Source organism: Pantoea phosphatilytica, assembly GCF_051025615.1.
Classification (GTDB): domain Bacteria; phylum Pseudomonadota; class Gammaproteobacteria; order Enterobacterales; family Enterobacteriaceae; genus Pantoea.
Map to the genome: position 1 here is coordinate 41,345 of NZ_JBPFDF010000004.1, position 17,805 is coordinate 59,149.

Genomic DNA, 17,805 nt, shown 5'->3' on the forward strand with positions numbered 1-17,805 from the left:
TCAGCTATTTATCATCGAAATAGTCAGCAGGCATCTGTCCCGGTGCCTGATTGATCACCTGATCGTTATCCGGCCCTTCATTCTTCATATAAGTCACTTTCGCAAACTCAGGAATAATCACGTAGGGGTAAGCCGGGCCTTCGTCGCGGAAGCGGTGCATATCCTCAATAAAGTCGTTCTGATAGCAGATGGTTTTCTCCGGATGCTGCCCTTCTCCGGCAATCCACTGCGGGAAGAAAATTGTCCCGTGCAACAGGGTGCGATTCAGGTCAAACAGCAGACTGACACAGGTGCCGGTCGGCTCGTGCCAGTCTACTTTGTAGATCCCTGGCGCAAACTGTACGGCGTGCATCGTCTGATGAGTGACCCAACGGCCGCCCACCAGCCCCTGATGGATCCGGTAGTCGCAGGTGGTTTCGTTTCGCGCGTACCACTCATATTTCCAGCCATTATCATAGGTATAGACAAAATGCGTGCCAACGAACCGTGAGAGATCGCTGGAGATAGCCTCTGGGGAATCTGTAGACATTTTAACCTCGGTAATCTGGCGCCTCAGACGGGCGCACATGGCATAAGAACAAACAGGAGCGTGCATCGTTAGTTATTGACTATGGCGTAACGGAGGCGTTTCGCCACCCCCTCTATCCAGACGGCGGTGATTACTGACCTGAAACAGCGGACAGTCCTGAACAGGCTATCCCGCGCAGGAAAGATGGGAGCTGTCCTGAGACAGAGAGAGAGCCTGCGCGCGGTAAAGGTTGTCGCTGGCGGATTACCGCACCCGAACGCCAGAAAGAGAAAAGCCCTGACTGAGACAGCCAGGGCTTTCAGGTTACTACCGATTTAACATTTACCATTAACTGACTTAATTAAAAGATACAACTCAGGTACTGCTATTAATGAACAGATTCTGCGGATAAAAGCGAACAGGTTTAAAATGTCGCTGTTATTAACGGTTTTAACCACCTGATAGTCTTTTATGAAACGAAGACAGGTCAGGCCCGTATAAATCTGCACACCCCCATCGCGATATATACTCTTTGATGCGTTGCCTTACTTTCATTACGACGTTTAAACCGCAATCGTATCCTGTCGTAAAGTCACGTTCAGAACTACGAGGCCTGACATCATCGCGACGCGATACTGCTTAACTTCGACTCAATTTAACAGGGTTATCAGTAATTAACGAACAGTGTCTGACATGGTTGTTAACAGAAACACCGGTTACAAAAATACAATCGCTCACCGGTACCGTTGACTCAGAACCCTTTCAGTTCTGATTAATCAGGACAGCTATACGCCGCTGACAACTCTTAATCTACGCAGATAAAAAGGGTTGTCAACACTGGTTTTAAAACCATGTTTAAATTTTCAGTTAATTGCGCTTAATAGCGTTTTTAAGACCAGATATGCCCTTTTTTATAACGGATAGCATTAACAAAAAGGCTATTCTATTCGTTCCAGATAGTTCAGCGGGTCACTATTTATTCTGCAATCTGATGCAATAAAAAAAGGCGCCCGCAGGCGCCCTCTCAGAACGACTCTTTGCTTATTTTGCCAGATTCGACAGCAGTAGTTTCGCGGTTTCCGCTGAGGAGCCGGGGTTCTGTCCGGTGATCAGCAGGCCGTCCTGCACGGTGTAGGATTGCCAGTCATCCCCGCGTGAATAGAGGCCGCCCTTCTCTTTGAGGGCATCTTCCACCAGGAACGGCACCACGTCGGTCAGGCCAACGCCCTCTTCTTCGCTATTAGTGAAGCCGGTGACCTTCTTACCGTTAACCAGCGGTGTGCCATCCGCATTTTTAACATGACGCAGCACGCCAGGCGCATGACAGACCAGCGCAACGGGTTTGCCCGCCTGCAGGGTCTGCTCAATCAGCGAGATGGAGTGCGCGTCGTTCGCCAGATCCCACAGAGGCCCGTGACCGCCCGGATAGAAAACGGCATCGAAAGCGGCCTGATCGACGGTATTCAGCGGCACGGTTGAGGCCAGCGCGGCCTGCGCTTCGCTGTCGGCATGGAAGCGGCGGGTCTCATCCGTCTGAGAATCAGGTTCATCACTTTTCGGATCCAGGGGAGGCTGACCCCCTTTCGGAGAGGCCAGCGTAATCTCTGCACCCGCATCCAGAAACGCATAGTAAGGTGCGGCAAGCTCTTCCAGCCAGAAACCGGTCTTCTTACCAGTGTTACCCAACTCATCATGCGAGGTCAAAACCATTAAAATTTTCATTTCCGCTCCATTTCACAGTCAGTGGTTGAGGTTCAGGAATTGTCAGAATCGGCGTTTGCATCGCCCCCTTCTGCGTTGACCCATTAACTATGGCGGGCTCCCGACTATTTATGTAATTTATTTCTTCAATTTCAGCTATTCACAAATCATTATAGCTCAATGAAATATGACCTGAATTTACTGCCCGTACTGCTGGTGATGATGGAAGAGCGCAACGTCACCCGCGCCGCCGAGCGGCTGGGTATTACGCAGCCCGCGCTCTCCAATGCGCTCAACCGGCTTCGCGACACCCTCAACGATCCGCTATTTATCCGTGAACGTTACGGGATGCGGCCGACGCCAAAAGCAGAGCAGCTGGCGCAGGTGGTGAGTGTTGCGCTCTCCTCTATCGATAATGTCATTCTTGGTCAGCAGGACTTTGATCCGCTTCAGGCAACCCGCCTCTTTACACTCGCGCCGAACAGCTACGTCGAGTTCATTATGATGCCCGCGATTGTGGCACGCCTGCGGGTCTGTGCGCCCGGCATTCGCCTGCGCCTGACGCCGTTTGGTAATGACGTCACCGAAACCGGCGTGATTTCCGGTAATACCGATATGGTACTGGGGCGTATCGTTGATCCTCCCGACAATCTGGTGGTCCAGCACCTGATGAATGAGGGGCTGGCCTGCGTCGTCCGCGCTGACCATCCGCTGGTGGGCGACACCCTCAGCGCCGATCTCTATGAGCAGCTCAGGCACGTCAACGTCCTGCCGCCCGGCCGTATGCGTGCTGGTCTGTATCAGGCGCTGGAACAGCGTGGCCTGCGTCGTCAGGTTGCCGTTTCGGTCACTCACTTTCTGGCTGTGCCTGAAATGATCGCCGTAACGGACTACTGTGCCACCCTGCCGCGCCTTATCTGCCAGCATCTGTCGAGAGACACGCGTCTCCGGATTGTGCCCGCGCCGGTCGACCTTGGTACTTTCCCGGTAGAGATGGGCTGGCATGCGCGCTATCGCGACGATCCGGCCCATCGCTGGTTCCGTTCGCTGATGGTGGAAACGGCGCAGGCACTCGCCGATCCGCTGATAAACGGGTGATCGGACGCCGTTATGTGCCGCAAGAAAAATGGGTCTTAGGGTTAAGCGCTGCATCCTCAAAGCATAAAGGCGTGGCGGTCTGGACATCAGGAATGTGGCGATGAGCAGGCGGAACCTGTTTACTGCCACACTTAATTACTGGCCTCTGCCTCGGGTTGCAAATAATTCTTTAAGTCTGGTCAGGTTGATACGAATGGGTAAGAAAAGTCACGCGTTCATTTTTTCTGTACTCTTCTGGCGAACCAGCACATTAAGGTAGAGCGGGAAGAGAATGGATTATCACCCCGATTAACCTTTAATCGCTGGCAACATAATGAACCGTCTGATTAATGCTGCTTTGACAGCGAAATTTCTTTATGGGTAATTTTCAGAAAGTGACACCTGCATATTCACTCACCGCCCTCCTTACGTTATCCCCCCCGCACGACGAAAATGGTATATCAGGGCAGCCTTTTCACGAGTCAGATCACACAATTGACTCAGACCTGCCTGTGTAAATTGATCACGCGCATCTCAGACACGCCAGGCGTATTTACATAAAACCAAATGGCCTTTAGGTTAAATAACGCAGAAATGAGATAACCAAAAGGACGTGGTTGTGCTACACAACAATCAAATAATAAGCTATTTACAGGCAAATGACATCCTGGCAAATAAACTTGACCATGCCTTTCATGGGGTAAGCAATGCCGTCTTACATCAGATAGAAACGGTTGGAGCAGGCCTGCAGCGAGCCCTCTTTTACACATCATGTTTCACGACAGAATATCAGACGGTCTGCCAGCAACAGAGAAGTGAAGATGCAAGATTTGCCATAGACGCGATCAAAATCCTCGGCCAGGCAGATATTGTAAAGGAGATGCTAAAAATATATTTCGAAGAAATTTTCCGCTACGGAACCAATAGTCAAATGGATTACATAAAAAAATCATTGATGGCACTCAACGTACATATTGCTGCCAGCCACCTTACGCAATATGGCTTTGTACTGGCGGTGGCAGCAGTCGTGGCTGCTGGCATGAAACTCAGCCTCGATATGAGTGCACTTGTTGGTGCCAGAACAGCTAGTATAACCGCGGCGTTAGGGGTGTATGGTGTTATTCAAAAAGCGGCTGATTGCGCAAGTAAATTGCAATTCTCACTACCAGCTTACTATGCTGCATTGTATTCCTGTGAACTGGAAATGATGTATTTCTTAATTGACCCACTATTCGAAAGATCCGGCGCACTAAAAGGGGGCCAGACATCCGACAAAGATATCATCAATATTATTGTCAACATGATAAGGTAATCAGTCAATGGGGAATTTACTGTTCCGGCTATTGAAAAGGATCTTTAAGTCATCTTTTTATATCTATGGGCCAGCTTTTATTATTTTTACTTTCGCCATGATACTTTTTCAGCTTTTCCCGACTGCGCCTTTATGGCCCATACCTGTTTTTGCTGTATTTGTTATCACTTTCTTTTACCGCTGGTTTAAATGGTGACAGAGACTTTTCAGGCTGAAATAATAAGGAAATAACATGTCCACACCCGCTCACTTATGGCTCGAAGATGAAAAGGGCTCACCCAGCATAGGCAGTTGCCAGATGCCGCTCCGGCTCGGCTCCATCGAATTAAAATCATTCTCACACCATGTCACGATACCAGTCGATCCGTCATGGGGGAAATTAACGGGAACGCGCGTTCACAGTCCCGTCACCATCGTGAAGGAGTTTGACAGGACAACGCCCATTCTTTATCGCGGTGTCTGTGAAGGCCGGACGTTTAAAAAAGGCGTCATTAAAATGTACCGCATTACTGAGTCAGGCACGGAGGCCGAGTATTTTAACATCCTGCTTGAGAATATAAAAATAACCACCGTCTCGCCTTATCTCGCCCCCAATGGGCTGAGCAGCACGCACCTTGAGACACTGGAATTACGCTATCAGGCTATCACCTGGAAATATGTTGATGGCAACATACTTTACCGTGACTCGTGGAATGAACTGGCAAGGAGTTAACAATCAGGTGCAAACCTGGCAGCATAAGCCAGTGCGCGGGCGGTCACTGTGCTCACCTGCCTGCCAGCAGTGAACGTGTCGACGTCAGGATTCCGGGTCGCCCGTTGCTGGTCTGCCATGTCTTTTTAATTGCCCGGAAGATTTTTGATGATCCGCTGCTTTACCCAGGCGCATGCCATCAATTCATGACTTCTTCTCCGGCGGCACCCGTAAAAAAGGCTGCCCTTAAGGCAGCCTTTTCTCTGCAGACTCAGGCGAGCCGGGCAGTGGGAGAATGGCCGGTGCGCCACCACAGAATCAGCGCGGCCAGAGCGATGACGCCGAGGACTGCAAAAGCGGTGCTGTAGGAGTAGCGCGCAGCGATCATCCCGGTCATCGCGGGGCTCAGCGCCGCGCCTGCGCCCTGCATCAGCATAATGACACTCTGACCGGCGTTGACGTGTCCCGTTCCGCGCAGCAGGGAGACGATATAACCCGGCACCGCCACGCCGAGGATCCCGGCCGCAACGCCATCCAATACCTGAACGGGAATCACAAAGATCGGCCCGGCAAAACTCGCCGCGATAACGGCGCGCAGCGGCAGAATCATCAGGGCAATCAGGATGAACAGGCGAAAACCGTGCGATTCAACCCGCTTAGAAACCCACAGCGCGACCGGGATCATGACCAACTGCGAGATCACCACCGTGGCCGCCGCATAGAGACCAGGACTGACCGCCGCCTGCCCTCCCGCTGAGGCGACGCGCATGCTCAGCATCGGCAGCAGCGCGGCATTGGCCAGATGGAACAGCAGGAGCGTCAATCCAGCGACCAGCAGCGCCGGTTTGCGCATCAGCACGCCCAGGCTCAGCGCGGGCTGGCGTTCCTCATGCTGTTCATAGCCACGCGCGACCTCGTTATCGATCTCATCCCCGCGTATCGCCAGCGTGGCGAAGGCGGCGAAGATCGCCATGACCGTCATCAGAATGAACACGGCCCCCATTCCCCAGTACCAGGCAGAGAACCCGGCCAGTAAGGCCGCAATGGTGTTACCGCCATGATTGAAGGCTTCGTTGCGGCCCATCTGCTGGTTAAAGCCGCGCTGACCGGTCAGCCCCAGCGTGATCCCTGCCACGGTCGGGCCGATAAAGGCCGCCGCAATGCCCGCGACGATCTGCGACATCATCGCCGTCCAGGTCTGATTGCTGTACCACAGCAGCAGCGTTGCCACGGTAATGACCAGGCAGCCCACCAGCACGATCATCTTTTTATGGCGGGTGGCGTCGGCGGCGATCCCGGCCGGAAGCGTGGCGAGAAGGCCGGCGATGCCGCCACAGGTCATCACCAGACCGATCTCGTCAGGACGCCAGTGTCGCTCCGTCAGAAAAATGCCCAGAAATGGCCCCAGACCGTCGCGGACGTCGGCCAGAAAAAAGCTCATCAGACAGAGCGCGAAGAGTGAACGCTGAGACATAGTGTTTCCCTGGAAGGTAAGTGTTAAAGACTGTTGCGCTTCGGTTAAAAGGGAAATTATGTGTTACAACGAGGAAAGTCACATTTCGTTATAGTAACAAAATGAAAAAGGCCATCCGGCACGCTGTCCGGATGGCCCTTCAGGGATGAATCCCTGGCGTCGGGATTACTTATCGGTGCCGAAACCCTGCTTCAGCAGTGCAGGCAGAACATCCGGGAAGTAGATGTGCTTGTAGTAGCCGCTGACGCTGTCGCTCCAGCTTTCACCGTCGCTGCGACCGATGTTTTTCCAGTGCTGAACCATCTCTTCGTTATAGGCAGCGATCTGCTGTTCCAGGCCCTGCGTCCGGTAGGTCTCATCATGGCGGAAGGTCGCCAGCGGTAAGCGCGGTTTCTGATGCGCCGGCTCATCCACATGTCCGATCACCACACCTGCGACCGGGAAGGTCAGCGGCGGCAGCTCCAGCAGTGAAATCATCGCCTGCGGGTCGCGGCGGATCCCGCCAATCGGTACGATGCCCAGACCCTCTGCCCGCGCGGCCGCCATGACCGATCCCAGCGCGATACCGATGTCTGTTGCGCCCGATACGATGCTCTCGATGCTCTGATGGGCGATCTGCTGCTGGTCAACCGCCTCGATCGCGACCGCCGATTTGTGCATATCCAGCACGAAGGTAATGAAGATCGGGGCTTTGGCGATCCACGGCTGGCCACCCGCAATGGCGGCGATCTCGGCACGGCGTCCGGCATCACGGGTGATGACGACCGAAACCTGCTGCGAGTTTACGGATGTTGGCGCGCGGTAAGCGGTGCTGATAATCCGATCCAGCACAGCCTCGTCGACCGGCTGATCGGTAAAACTGCGTTCACTTTTATGACTTGTAAAAATATCAATCAGATCGCTCATGGTTCCTCCCATTTAAAGCGCAAGAATAGCAGTAAGTCACCGTGAAAAACTTAACCGCACTGGTCATGCGGGTGTGCCATATTCAGTTACCCCAGCGACTTTTCAGATATTCCACTGCCTGCTGCGTCTGTGGCTGATTCAGATAGTTCTCTCTGAACAGGATCGTGCCGCTGATATTGGGATTCGATTCGTTGAGATCGAGCTGCTTTTTCAGTTCCGGCACCCCGCCCTGACGCGTCCAGTCGGGCTCCATCTTCGAAGGCTCCCCCACTTTATAGAGGGCCAGGCCGATATAGAGTCGGGTGTGGGTCGGTTTCACCACCTCTGCCCACCAGTTCGCCAGCACGTCGTAACGGGCGGCCTGACGGGAAAAAGGCCAGTAAAGCTGAGGCGCGATGTAATCCAGCAGGCCCTGCTGCACCCAGCGGCGGGTATCTGCAAAGGCTTCATCGTAGGCCGCCGCCCCGCGCGTGTCGGATCCGGCAGGGTCGTGTGACAGATTGCGCCAGACGCCCGCCGGGCTGACGCCAAATTCCACGCCCGGCTTCAGCTGCCGGACGGTGCGTGAAACCTGCTCGATCAGCTGCTGAGTGTTGTTGCGCCGCCAGTCCGCTTTGCTGGCAAACCCCTGACCGTAGCGGGCAAACGTCGTGTTATCGTTGAGCAGCGAACCGGCAGATTCCGCATAGAAGTAGTCATCGAACTGCACACCGTCGACGGGATAACGGGCGACCACCTCCGCCACGATGCTGGTGATCCAGTCGCGTACCTCGGGAATGCCGGGGTCGAGCACGTAGCGGTCGCCTGCGGTACGGATCCAGTCCCGGTGCAGGACAAAAACGCTGGCTGGATGCAGCGACAGCGTGCGGTTGAGTTCGCTGACGGTTGAGGGTTTGGTGTTAACCGAGACCCGGTAAGGGTTGAACCAGGCGTGGACTTTGATGCCGCGTTTGTGCGCCTCGTCCAGCATAAACTGCAACGGATCATATCCCGGGTCCTGACCAATCTGTCCGGTCAGCATATCGGACCAGGGCAGAATTTTTGAGGGCCAGAGCGCGGTGGCATCCGGCTTTACCTGGAAGAATACGGTGTTAATTCCCAGGCTTTTCAGCTTATCCAGCTTCTCAATCAGCGACTGCTGCTGCAGGCGGATACGCTGAGCCGGAGAGGTGCCGTTGACCGAGGCGACGGGTGGCCAGTCAAGCCGCGACACCGTCGCCAGCCAGACCCCCCGCATCGGTTCCTGAGCATGTGGCTGAACGGGCTGACCCGGCGCAGGCAGGGGCTGTTTGCTGACGGGGGGAAACGGGGTGACCAGCGAGCGCGGCGGCTCAGATGCGCAACTCGCCAGCAACAGCGCCGCAGCCAGCACGGCGCTTCGCTTCACGGCGGTTCTGGCCGCTGCAGAAAAGGGATTAGGGGCGATCATAGACTCCAGTATTCTCTGGTCGGCACGCAAAGAGGGCTATTCTCGGTGACTCTGATTAAATGTCAATGCGTTAGCTCAAGGATGGCCCCGAAACCGCCCCGGCTGAAACGCCGTTACCCCTGCGGCGTGAATGAGATCCCGGCCGACGCCAGGCAGGCTTTCAGCGTGCCGAAGGCATCCTGACACTGGCGCTCATTGACGCAGGCGTACCCCAGCAGCAGCCCGCGCGTCTCCTGAGGATGCATATAATATTGCGAAAGTGGCCGCACTTTGACCCCGCGTTTCAGCGCCTCGGCGGCGATAGCCACATCGTCACTGCCCGGCGGCAGCGGCATCACCAGATGCAGCCCTGCCTCATGATTAAAGGTGGGCAGAAACGCGGGTCCCAGGTAGCGCTCAATCAGCCTGCAGAGGAACTGTCGCCGCTGGCGATAGAGCAGCCGCATCCTTCGGATATGCTCCATGTAATGGCCCAGACGGATAAACTCCGCCAGCGCCCGCTGGATCAGCAGATGTCCACCGCGATAGAGTTCTGCGGCGGCGAGTCGCAGCGGCTGGGCCAGCGATTTAGGCACCACCAGATAGCCAATCCGCAGCGCGGGATAGAGCGTTTTACTGAAGGTGCCCATGTAAATCACCGGCGCATCCGCTTCCAGCCCCTGCAGCGAGGGGTGCGGTTGCCCGGAAAAACGAAATTCACTGTCATAATCATCCTCAACAATCCAGCTCTGATGACGACGCGCCAGGGCGATCAACGCCTGGCGGCGGGCCAGGCTCAGATGCACGCCCAGCGGATACTGGTGCGAGGGCGTGACGAAGACCATTTTCGGTGCCGGGCCGCTGTCCGGCACCAGCCCCTGCTCATCGACCGGCATAGCCCGAATCTTCAGGCCATTCATACGCAGCAGGTTACGGGTGCCCCAGTAGCCCGGCTCCTCCATCCAGACCCGATCGCCAGGGTCACAGAGCACCCGCGTAACCAGATCAACGGCCTGGTGAACGCCTTCGGTGATCAGGATCTGGTCCGCATCGGCCCGCACCGAACGGGCGACCCGCAGGTAATCGACCAGCGCATGCCGCAGATCGGGACAGCCTCCGCCGCTGCTGTAGACCAGCCGATGCACGTCAGGCTCACGATTTAACCGCGCCTGAATCTGACTAAAGAGTTTATGAGGAAATTCGGTCACGTCCGGCGCACCGGGCACAAACGCCCCCCACTGCCAGGGGGAGGCGTTGGCATGACCGAGCAGCGAGGCGCCGCGTTTCGACAGCGTGGCCGGACGCTGTGCTCTGACCGCCTGCAGGTCGGCCACCGCCTCACTCTGCAAAGAGGTTTCCGGCAGCGTCTCGGCGATCCAGGTGCCACTGCCGGTGCGCGCGGTGACATACCCCTGCGCCATCAGACTTTCATAGACGTGCATCACCGTGTTTCGCGACACGCCCAGTTCGCGTGCCAGATCGCGCGTTGCCGGCAAACGGCTCCCGCGCGGAAAGACCTCTTCCGCGATCGCGGCCTGCATACAGTTCAGCAGCCGCTGATGCAGTGAGCCTGTTCTTAAAAACTGTAACCGTGCTAATAGATGATCTGCGTACAAGAGTCGCAATTGGCTCCACCTTTCCTCTGACAATTGGCTCTGGCAACTCACCTCGCCTCAGGCATAAATAAACGTGTTTGTCGGGAATTGTAAATACGCAACTCAACGAGGTGGATGAAATGAGCGAAAAAAATAACCTGATGCAGCAGCGCAAAGCACAGGCTCTCCCTAAAGGCATCGGTACGCTGTGCGACTGGTACGTTGCCCGGGCAGAAAACGCCACCTTATGGGATCAGGCTGGGAACAGCTGGATCGACTTCGCGGGAGGCATTGCCGTGCTGAACACCGGCCATCGCCATCCACGCATTGAACAGGCTATTGCGGATCAGTTAACAAAGTTTACCCATACCGCCTTCCAGATTACGCCTTATGAAAGCTACATCGCACTGGCCGAGCGGATTAACCAGCGTGTGCCCATCGCCGGTGCGGCGAAAACAGCTTTCTTCACTACCGGTGCGGAAGCAGTTGAGAACGCCGTTAAAGTAGCGCGGGCCTATACCCGCCGTCACGGCATCATCACCTTCGGAAATGCGTTTCACGGTCGTACCTTTATGACCATGGCGATGACCGGCAAAGTGGCCCCTTATAAACGCGACTTCGGTCCGATGCCGCCTTCTGTCTTCCATGCGCGTTATCCAAGTGCGGTTCAGGGGATCAGCATCGAAGCGGCACTGACCAGCCTCGATGAAATTTTCACCCAGGATATCGCCCCGCATGATGTGGCGGCGATTGTGCTGGAGCCGGTTCAGGGCGAAGGCGGTTTCCATGCTGCACCGGTGGAGTTCATGGTGCAGCTGCGTGAGCTGGCTGACCGGCACGGCATCCTGCTGATTGCGGATGAAGTGCAGAGCGGCTTTGCCCGTACCGGTAAGCTGTTCGCGATGGAACACTATCCCGTGAAGGCCGATATCATCACTATGGCGAAAAGCCTGGCCGGCGGGATGCCGCTCTCCGCCATCGCCGGACGTGCAGAGGTGATGGACGCCCCTGCGCCGGGTGGTCTGGGTGGCACCTACGCCGGTAACCCGCTGGCCATTGCCTCCGCCCATGCGGTGCTGGATGTGATCGAAGAGGAGCAGCTCTGTCAGCGTGCTGTGGATCTTGGCGCCCGGCTGGAAGCGGAGTTGCAGGCGCAGCAGCGCAGACACCCGGACATTGCCGAAGTGCGTGCGCTGGGATCGATGGTGGCGATGGAGTTCTATCAGGCCAGCACCGCCCAGGCGGTTCAGAAAATGGCGATGGAACAGGGCCTGCTGCTGCTGACCTGCGGCGCTAAAGGTAACGTCATCCGTTTCCTCTATCCGCTGACCATCCCGGATGCCCAGTTCAGCCAGGCGCTGACCATTCTCTCTTCAGTGATCAATCACTGTGTTGCCTCAGCCGGACATCCCGTCATCCCGGCCTGATTCCACTGTGCGTTAACGCAAGTTCATCCCCGTTCGTCCGGCCCCTGGGCCGGACGTCGCCAGGAGACGTTTACATGACGATGACTCAGAGTGCGAATGAAGATTCGCTGGCTCAAAACCTGAAACCCCGCCACGTTCGTATGCTCTCGATCGCTGGCGTGATTGGTGCCGGGCTGTTTGTCGGTTCCGGCCACGCTATTTCGGAAGCCGGTCCCGCAGTGCTGATCTCCTATGCCGCTGCCGGTGCGCTGGTGGTGCTGATTATGCGGATGCTGGCCGAAATGGCCGTCGCCTCCCCCGATTCGGGCTCCTTCTCAACCTATGCGGACAAGGCGCTGGGCCGCTGGGCCGGCTTCACCATCGGCTGGCTCTACTGGTGGTTCTGGGTGCTGGTGATCCCGCTGGAAGCCAATGCGGCCGGAACGATCCTGCACGCCTGGTTCCCTGAAGTGGCTATCTGGCAGTACACCTTCGCGATTACGCTGCTGCTGACCATCACGAATCTGCTGAGCGTGAAAAATTATGGTGAATTTGAGTTCTGGTTTGCCCTGATCAAGGTGGTCGCCATTATTCTGTTCCTGGCGGTGGCGGGTGCGGCCGTTTTCGGCCTGCTGCCCGACAGCAACACCAGTGGCCTGTCGCACCTCTATGACACGCATGGCTTTATGCCGAATGGGATGGGCGCGGTCGTGGCGGCGATTCTCACCACCATGTTCTCCTTTATGGGCACGGAGATCGTGACCATCGCTGCCGCTGAGTCGAAAAATCCGGGCAAACAGATTACCCAGGCCACCAACTCAGTTATCTGGCGTATTGCCCTGTTCTATCTGCTGTCGATTTTCTTTGTCGTCGCGCTGGTGCCATGGAACACGCCGGGGCTGGTTGAACAGGGTTCATGGCAGACGGTGTTGCAAGCGATGAATATTCCGCACGCCCGACTGATTGTCGATCTGGTGGTGCTGATGGCGGTGTGCAGCTGCCTTAACTCGGCGCTCTACACCTCATCACGCATGCTCTACTCTCTCTCGCGCCGTAAAGATGCGCCCGCCGCCGCCTCCCGCACCAACCGCAGCGGCACACCCTGGGTTGCAGTGCTGCTCTCAACGGCCGCCGCGTTTCTGGCCGTGATCGCCAACTACGTGGCGCCCAGCGTCGTGTTTGAGTTCCTGCTGGCGACATCGGGAGCGATTGCCCTGCTGGTCTATCTGGTGATCGCCGTTTCGCATCTGGTGCTGCGTAAGAAACGCGAGAAAGCGGGTGAAGTGCTGGGTTACCGGATGTGGTTATTCCCCGGTCTGACGTGGTTCACTATCCTGTTCATCTCTGCGGTACTGGTGATCATGCTGTTTGATGCCCGTCATCAGGCCGAATTGCTGGCTACCGGCGGACTGACTCTGCTGATTATCGCCACCAGCCTGGTGCTGCGGCGTAAAAAAGAGAAGCGTCCGGCGACCAGATATTTTGCTCAGCGATCGTCTGATCCCTCCTGATGCCGTCAGATTGCCGATGACGATTAAAACCGTGCCCGCCCCTGATAAGGCGGGCATTTTTCTGTCAGGCACAAAATGCCTGTGGCCATCCCGCAGTAAAAGGTATTCTCCTGCCGTTCGCTTAAGCATGGTCCGTAATGCATCTGGTAAAGAGGTAAAACTCAGGAAGTCGATTTAAAGATAGGTGACTTCAATAATTCCCTTATTTTTCTCAGGATTAATCCAGCGCATCTTTATTTCAATTGGTAAGCCGGTCACCGTTTCTGGCTTCATCAGGTCAGCAGTTTTAACGATGGCTTTACCACTCGCCGGATCGTAGCAGTTTAATTCCACCGGATTCTGAGTGAGGTTCATATCGCAGGAGCCATTTGTGATAGCGCCGCTAAAGATGAGGGTGCCTGTCTGCGAGCCTGCGCTGACGGGCCCGACCAGCGTGACCAGTAGTGCAGAGAGGCAAAGTGAGAAGCGTAATTTCATAGCGTGTCCTCCAAAGGTGGTGTTTCCCTTTATCGGCCCACGCAATAAAAAGTTAAGCACGTAATTAATTATTATTCGTAAACTTCAGGCTATAGGTTTTTAAAATCTGCTCATCCCGCAACTTTCATTGCCGCATCACCCGTTAACGTAACAGCTAATTCAATTAGCCCACCAGACCCTTAACTTTCTGCAAAAATCAGATTATCGAAGCTAAATAAGGCATTCGGATGGCTACGGATAACATCAGGTTTTAAGGTAAACAGGTCCTGTCTGCTGATTCAGCACGGCGCGAACGCAGAATATCAGCAGTTTAAAATGATCTTTTTCACATCAGAACACCGGCGTCTTTACGGTCAGGGTTTTGAATGCGGCAGCGTTATTCAGCAAGCAGGGCTTTCTGTTTTTTATCGTGGACTATCTTGAATCGTTCCGGACAGGATTACCGGTTATTCCAGAAACTGACTGAAACGCAACAGATAACCATCCGGGTCCTGAACCAGAAACTCCCGCTGACAGGCGGTGGTCCCGCCGATGTCGTAGTGGTTATCACGTAATGCACGGTAGAGCGCGACCTCGTGCTGCGCCAGACGCCGCAGCACCGCTTCGATATCATCCACTTCGATCTGGAAATTGACGCCCCGGCCCAGCGGCCAGCTCAGTGCGGCGGTATTCCAGCCCTGCGGGTGCCACGCCTCAATCATCAGCTGCGCCCGCCCGTAACAGAGGTAAGCAAAATCGGGCTGCTGACGGACGATCCTCGCCTCAAAACCCAGAATTTCCGTATAGAAACGGAACGACGTGGCAAAGTCTGTGACGGTGAGTTCCGGCACCATCGGGTTCCAGTCCTGTTCCTGTTCGGTTGTCATAAAAAGCGTCCTTTTTTCATGAAGTTCTGCGACGCTGTTCAGTCGCGGAGTCGGGTTTGCAGTTCATCCAGCATCAGCCGCAGCGCGGCAGACTGATGCTCGCGCGACAGATAGAGCCCCCAGATGCCGATGCGCTGCGGCTCATAGTCCGGCAACAGCCTGACCAGTTTTCCGGCCGCCAGCGCCTGATGCGCCTCCTGCTCCGGCACCATTGCAATGCCGCAATGCGCAATCGCCGCCTCACACAACAGCGACGAGATGCCCGCGCTGAAATTTCCCCTGACGGCGACCGCCCTATTTTCCCCGGCTGCTGTCGTAAAGTGCCAGCGCTGTCCGGCAAAGCGACTGTAGTAAAGACAGTTATGTTCGGCGAGATCGCCAGGCGTCTGCGGCGTGCCGTGCTTTTGCAGATAGTCCGGTGAAGCGCAGAGTACGGAGCAGCACTCGCCGAGTTTGCGGGCAATCGCGCCCGGCTCGGGTGCATCGGTGATGCGGATAGCGAGGTCGATTCGCTCACCGATCAGGCTGACCGGCTGATTGTTGATGTCCAGCTCAATACGCAGCGCCGGATAGCGGGCGAGGAAATCGGGGATCGCCGGGCCGACAAGATGCAGCGCGGTAAAGTGGGCGCAGGCGATGCGCAGCGTGCCCGCCGGGATCGCCTGGGTCGTTTCCTGCTCGATCGCCTCAGAGATCACAGCCAGTTGCCGGGTCTTTTGCAGGATCGTTTCCCCGGCGGGCGTCAGGGTCAGCCGGCGCGACGAACGGTGCAGCAGGCGGGTGCCGGCCCACTTTTCCATCTCTTCCAGATAGCGGCTCACCATCGGCCGGGAAATCCCGAGCGCACGCGAGGCTGCACTCAGGCTGCCCAGTTCACATATGCGGTTAAATACGGCGGCCGCCGTCACTCTGTCCACTCTCACCTGCCCGAATGATGAAACTCAGCATCTCTGATTGCGGGAATTCTAACAGATCGCCAGATACGTAAAATAGCGCCACCGACATGCTAAAGCGCCCGTTACCCGGGCTACCCTCTGAGGAGTTACGATGAAAACGCTGATCTACCCTGCCATGCTGATGCTGGCTTCCTCTGCCGCCGGTGCAGCCACGCTGCAGCTGGAAACCTATAACCCCCAGACGAACGCGATCTTCCCCGTCTCCTCCACGCTGGTTTCCGGGCCCACCGAAGCGATTCTGTTCGATGCCCAGTTCAGCATCCAGGATGGCGAGAAGCTGGTGGAGATGATCAAGAAGAGCAATAAAAAGCTTAAGGAGATTGTGATTACCTCTGGCGATCCTGACTTCTACTTTGGCCTGCAGCCAATCATGAAAGCCTGGCCGGATGTGAAGGTGGTGGCCCCACCCGCCATCGTGAAGCACATCCGGCAGACCCACGACGCCAAGCTGAAATACTGGGGCCCGCAGATGAAAGAGGGCGCGCCGGATAAACTCTTCCTGCCCGATGTGACGCATCAGACCCGCTTCAGCATCGATGGTGAAGTGCTGGAACTGCGTCATCCTGACCAGTACGCCGCCTATATCTGGATCCCTTCGGTGAGCACGATTCTGGGCGGCACGGCGCTCTCCTCCGGCATTCACGTCTGGACGGCGGACACGCAGAGCGCGGAGAGTCGCGCAGCGTGGCGGCATGTCCTGACCGAGATGCAGGGGCTGAAGGCCAGGAATGTGATTCCGGGTCACTATCTGGGTGCGCGCCCTGCCGGCTCGCAGGCGGTCGATTTCACGCTCAGCTACCTGCAGAGTTTTGAGAAGGCGCTGTCCCGGCACAAAAAGTCTGATGCGGTGATTGCTGAGATGACGCAGGCCTGGCCAGACCTGGCCGAACCGGGATCGCTGGAACTCAGCGCGAAAGTGAATACCGGCGAGATGAAATGGTAGGCGCGGGATCTGTGACGCGGCTGCGACGCTGAGCCGCACCTGACATACAGCAGGCGCTACCGTTTTGCCAGGGAGCGCCTGTCGTCACGCGCCTGTAGCCGGGCCTCAGCGGGCGTCGGGAAAATATAATCATAGAGATCGCGGTAGAAACTCAGGTTCTTCAGTAATCCCTCCTGAATCGCCTTCGTGATGTCTTTGATCAGGAATGCCTGCGTGGTGTTAAAGTTGGTCATACTGAAAAAGGCTTTGTCATAGACGTTCACCACGCCCTCCCATTTCATTACCTTCTCCTCCGGGGAGGCGCCCTCCGCCGCGACGAATATCCCTTTATGCGACTTCACCCCCTGTTTACTGACATAGGTGGTCAGCGCGTCATAGCCACGCTTGTTGCGCCAGCGGCAGAATTCATAGGGCACGTCGTAATGCGGCAGGACAAAGTCCGGGCTGCGGAAGTGCTCATCGCCGAGCAACCCATCCAGCGTGACCGTGAAATGCAGAAAGTCCTGCAGAAAGTCGAACTGGCGGGTTTTGGTCAGCGTGACGTTGATGCGGTAGTGTCCGGTCTGAACATACCAGTAATTGGTGAAGCCGGTGACCAGAATGGTGAACGCCTGCCAGTCACTGAGTCGTCGATCCCCCGCCAGCCCCCTGAAACGGCTGATCATCAACCGTGATTTGGGATGCTGATACGCTTTCAGCAGCGGATCGTTCATACCTTTCAGTAACATCAGGCACACTCCTTGATAGATTGCGCTTATCCTGCCACGCCCTGATCGGGGTGAAAAGTGTCGTTGTTCTGAATGTGGGGAGGCATCCTCTGCCAGAGGATGTCTGGGGCATGGCATGATGGGGAAATGAACGGGCAGGCTGGCGCATTCGCATTGGCATGTCCTGCCAGCCTGGTCAGAGCCGGGCGCCGCGCTCACCGATGAATTCAAACTATTCTGCGCTTTTCAGCCTGATCAGAAGCACTG

16 protein-coding genes are annotated in these 17,805 nt (G+C 56.1%); 6 read left to right on the plus strand and 10 right to left on the minus strand.

What is annotated here, in order from left to right; translation table 11 throughout:
• Positions 1 to 4 precede the first annotated feature (4 nt).
• A complete protein-coding gene (locus ACR6AS_RS15175) occupies positions 5 to 529 on the minus strand; it encodes a phenolic acid decarboxylase (protein ID WP_111139549.1) in 525 nt (174 codons plus the stop codon).
• 1,020 nt (positions 530 to 1,549) lie between these two features.
• Positions 1,550 to 2,230 carry a type 1 glutamine amidotransferase domain-containing protein gene (locus ACR6AS_RS15180; protein ID WP_434162800.1) on the minus strand — a complete coding sequence of 227 codons (681 nt, stop codon included), beginning with the start codon at positions 2,228 to 2,230 and terminating at the stop codon, positions 1,550 to 1,552.
• 159 nt (positions 2,231 to 2,389) lie between these two features.
• Between ACR6AS_RS15180 and ACR6AS_RS15185 the strand changes: the two genes are divergently transcribed.
• From ACR6AS_RS15185 to ACR6AS_RS15195, 3 genes are all read left to right on the plus strand, one after another.
• Positions 2,390 to 3,307 (plus strand): LysR family transcriptional regulator, encoded by a 918-nt coding sequence (locus ACR6AS_RS15185; protein WP_288474346.1) that lies wholly within the window; start codon positions 2,390 to 2,392, stop codon positions 3,305 to 3,307.
• A gap of 598 nt (positions 3,308 to 3,905) precedes the next feature.
• On the plus strand, positions 3,906 to 4,598 hold the full coding sequence (locus ACR6AS_RS15190; protein ID WP_434162802.1) for a hypothetical protein: 693 nt from the start codon (positions 3,906 to 3,908) through the stop codon (positions 4,596 to 4,598).
• 232 nt (positions 4,599 to 4,830) lie between these two features.
• The gene (locus ACR6AS_RS15195; RefSeq protein ID WP_434162804.1) at positions 4,831 to 5,310 is read left to right on the plus strand and encodes an Hcp family type VI secretion system effector; all 480 of its coding nucleotides are present in this window, start codon (positions 4,831 to 4,833) and stop codon (positions 5,308 to 5,310) included.
• 250 nt (positions 5,311 to 5,560) lie between these two features.
• On the opposite strand, the gene ACR6AS_RS15200 is transcribed toward ACR6AS_RS15195, so the two are convergent.
• The 4 genes from ACR6AS_RS15200 to pdxR form a co-directional block, all read right to left on the minus strand.
• Positions 5,561 to 6,763, minus strand: a complete 1,203-nt coding sequence (locus ACR6AS_RS15200) for an MFS transporter (protein WP_293772661.1) — start codon at positions 6,761 to 6,763, stop codon at positions 5,561 to 5,563.
• Between the two features lie 165 nt (positions 6,764 to 6,928).
• Positions 6,929 to 7,669 carry a nitroreductase family protein gene (locus ACR6AS_RS15205; protein WP_111139556.1) on the minus strand — a complete coding sequence of 247 codons (741 nt, stop codon included), beginning with the start codon at positions 7,667 to 7,669 and terminating at the stop codon, positions 6,929 to 6,931.
• An 82-nt stretch (positions 7,670 to 7,751) separates the two neighbouring features.
• Positions 7,752 to 9,098 carry a glycoside hydrolase family 10-like protein gene (locus tag ACR6AS_RS15210; RefSeq protein ID WP_434162807.1) on the minus strand — a complete coding sequence of 449 codons (1,347 nt, stop codon included), beginning with the start codon at positions 9,096 to 9,098 and terminating at the stop codon, positions 7,752 to 7,754.
• 113 nt (positions 9,099 to 9,211) lie between these two features.
• A complete protein-coding gene (pdxR, locus tag ACR6AS_RS15215; protein WP_293772656.1) occupies positions 9,212 to 10,702 on the minus strand; it encodes a MocR-like pyridoxine biosynthesis transcription factor PdxR in 1,491 nt (496 codons plus the stop codon).
• Between the two features lie 110 nt (positions 10,703 to 10,812).
• Between pdxR and gabT the strand changes: the two genes are divergently transcribed.
• Positions 10,813 to 12,099 (plus strand): 4-aminobutyrate--2-oxoglutarate transaminase, encoded by a 1,287-nt coding sequence (gene gabT, locus ACR6AS_RS15220; RefSeq protein ID WP_434162810.1) that lies wholly within the window; start codon positions 10,813 to 10,815, stop codon positions 12,097 to 12,099.
• A 74-nt stretch (positions 12,100 to 12,173) separates the two neighbouring features.
• The gene (gabP, locus tag ACR6AS_RS15225; RefSeq protein ID WP_111139559.1) at positions 12,174 to 13,589 is read left to right on the plus strand and encodes a GABA permease; all 1,416 of its coding nucleotides are present in this window, start codon (positions 12,174 to 12,176) and stop codon (positions 13,587 to 13,589) included.
• Between the two features lie 174 nt (positions 13,590 to 13,763).
• Here gabP and ACR6AS_RS15230 read toward each other — a convergent pair whose 3' ends face one another.
• The 3 genes from ACR6AS_RS15230 to ACR6AS_RS15240 all read right to left on the minus strand — a co-directional run bounded on the left by ACR6AS_RS15230 (position 13,764) and on the right by ACR6AS_RS15240 (position 15,849).
• Positions 13,764 to 14,066, minus strand: coding sequence for a YmdA family protein (locus ACR6AS_RS15230; RefSeq protein WP_111139560.1), 303 nt, complete (start codon positions 14,064 to 14,066; stop codon positions 13,764 to 13,766).
• Positions 14,067 to 14,512: 446 nt separating this feature from the next.
• Positions 14,513 to 14,932, minus strand: a complete 420-nt coding sequence (locus tag ACR6AS_RS15235) for a bleomycin resistance protein (RefSeq protein ID WP_293772650.1) — start codon at positions 14,930 to 14,932, stop codon at positions 14,513 to 14,515.
• A gap of 38 nt (positions 14,933 to 14,970) precedes the next feature.
• Positions 14,971 to 15,849, minus strand: coding sequence for a LysR family transcriptional regulator (locus tag ACR6AS_RS15240; protein ID WP_293772648.1), 879 nt, complete (start codon positions 15,847 to 15,849; stop codon positions 14,971 to 14,973).
• 130 nt (positions 15,850 to 15,979) lie between these two features.
• Between ACR6AS_RS15240 and ACR6AS_RS15245 the strand changes: the two genes are divergently transcribed.
• A complete protein-coding gene (locus ACR6AS_RS15245; RefSeq protein ID WP_434162814.1) occupies positions 15,980 to 16,831 on the plus strand; it encodes a Vmh family MBL fold metallo-hydrolase in 852 nt (283 codons plus the stop codon).
• A gap of 56 nt (positions 16,832 to 16,887) precedes the next feature.
• Here ACR6AS_RS15245 and ACR6AS_RS15250 read toward each other — a convergent pair whose 3' ends face one another.
• Positions 16,888 to 17,559 carry a hypothetical protein gene (locus tag ACR6AS_RS15250; protein WP_293772645.1) on the minus strand — a complete coding sequence of 224 codons (672 nt, stop codon included), beginning with the start codon at positions 17,557 to 17,559 and terminating at the stop codon, positions 16,888 to 16,890.
• Between the last annotated feature and the right edge of the window lie 246 nt (positions 17,560 to 17,805).

What these genes read in the sequence shown, in the direction of transcription:
- ACR6AS_RS15175 (WP_111139549.1), bottom strand. Translation starts at nt 529, where the DNA reads ATGTCTACAGATTCCCCAGAGGCTATCTCCAGCGATCTCTCACGGTTC.
- ACR6AS_RS15180 (WP_434162800.1), bottom strand. Translation starts at nt 2,230, where the DNA reads ATGAAAATTTTAATGGTTTTGACCTCGCATGATGAGTTGGGTAACACT.
- ACR6AS_RS15185 (WP_288474346.1), top strand. Translation starts at nt 2,390, where the DNA reads ATGAAATATGACCTGAATTTACTGCCCGTACTGCTGGTGATGATGGAA.
- ACR6AS_RS15195 (WP_434162804.1), top strand. Translation starts at nt 4,831, where the DNA reads ATGTCCACACCCGCTCACTTATGGCTCGAAGATGAAAAGGGCTCACCC.
- ACR6AS_RS15200 (WP_293772661.1), bottom strand. Translation starts at nt 6,763, where the DNA reads ATGTCTCAGCGTTCACTCTTCGCGCTCTGTCTGATGAGCTTTTTTCTG.
- ACR6AS_RS15205 (WP_111139556.1), bottom strand. Translation starts at nt 7,669, where the DNA reads ATGAGCGATCTGATTGATATTTTTACAAGTCATAAAAGTGAACGCAGT.
- ACR6AS_RS15210 (WP_434162807.1), bottom strand. Translation starts at nt 9,098, where the DNA reads ATGATCGCCCCTAATCCCTTTTCTGCAGCGGCCAGAACCGCCGTGAAG.
- gabT (WP_434162810.1), top strand. Translation starts at nt 10,813, where the DNA reads ATGAGCGAAAAAAATAACCTGATGCAGCAGCGCAAAGCACAGGCTCTC.
- gabP (WP_111139559.1), top strand. Translation starts at nt 12,174, where the DNA reads ATGACGATGACTCAGAGTGCGAATGAAGATTCGCTGGCTCAAAACCTG.
- ACR6AS_RS15230 (WP_111139560.1), bottom strand. Translation starts at nt 14,066, where the DNA reads ATGAAATTACGCTTCTCACTTTGCCTCTCTGCACTACTGGTCACGCTG.
- ACR6AS_RS15235 (WP_293772650.1), bottom strand. Translation starts at nt 14,932, where the DNA reads ATGACAACCGAACAGGAACAGGACTGGAACCCGATGGTGCCGGAACTC.
- ACR6AS_RS15245 (WP_434162814.1), top strand. Translation starts at nt 15,980, where the DNA reads ATGAAAACGCTGATCTACCCTGCCATGCTGATGCTGGCTTCCTCTGCC.
- ACR6AS_RS15250 (WP_293772645.1), bottom strand. Translation starts at nt 17,559, where the DNA reads ATGTTACTGAAAGGTATGAACGATCCGCTGCTGAAAGCGTATCAGCAT.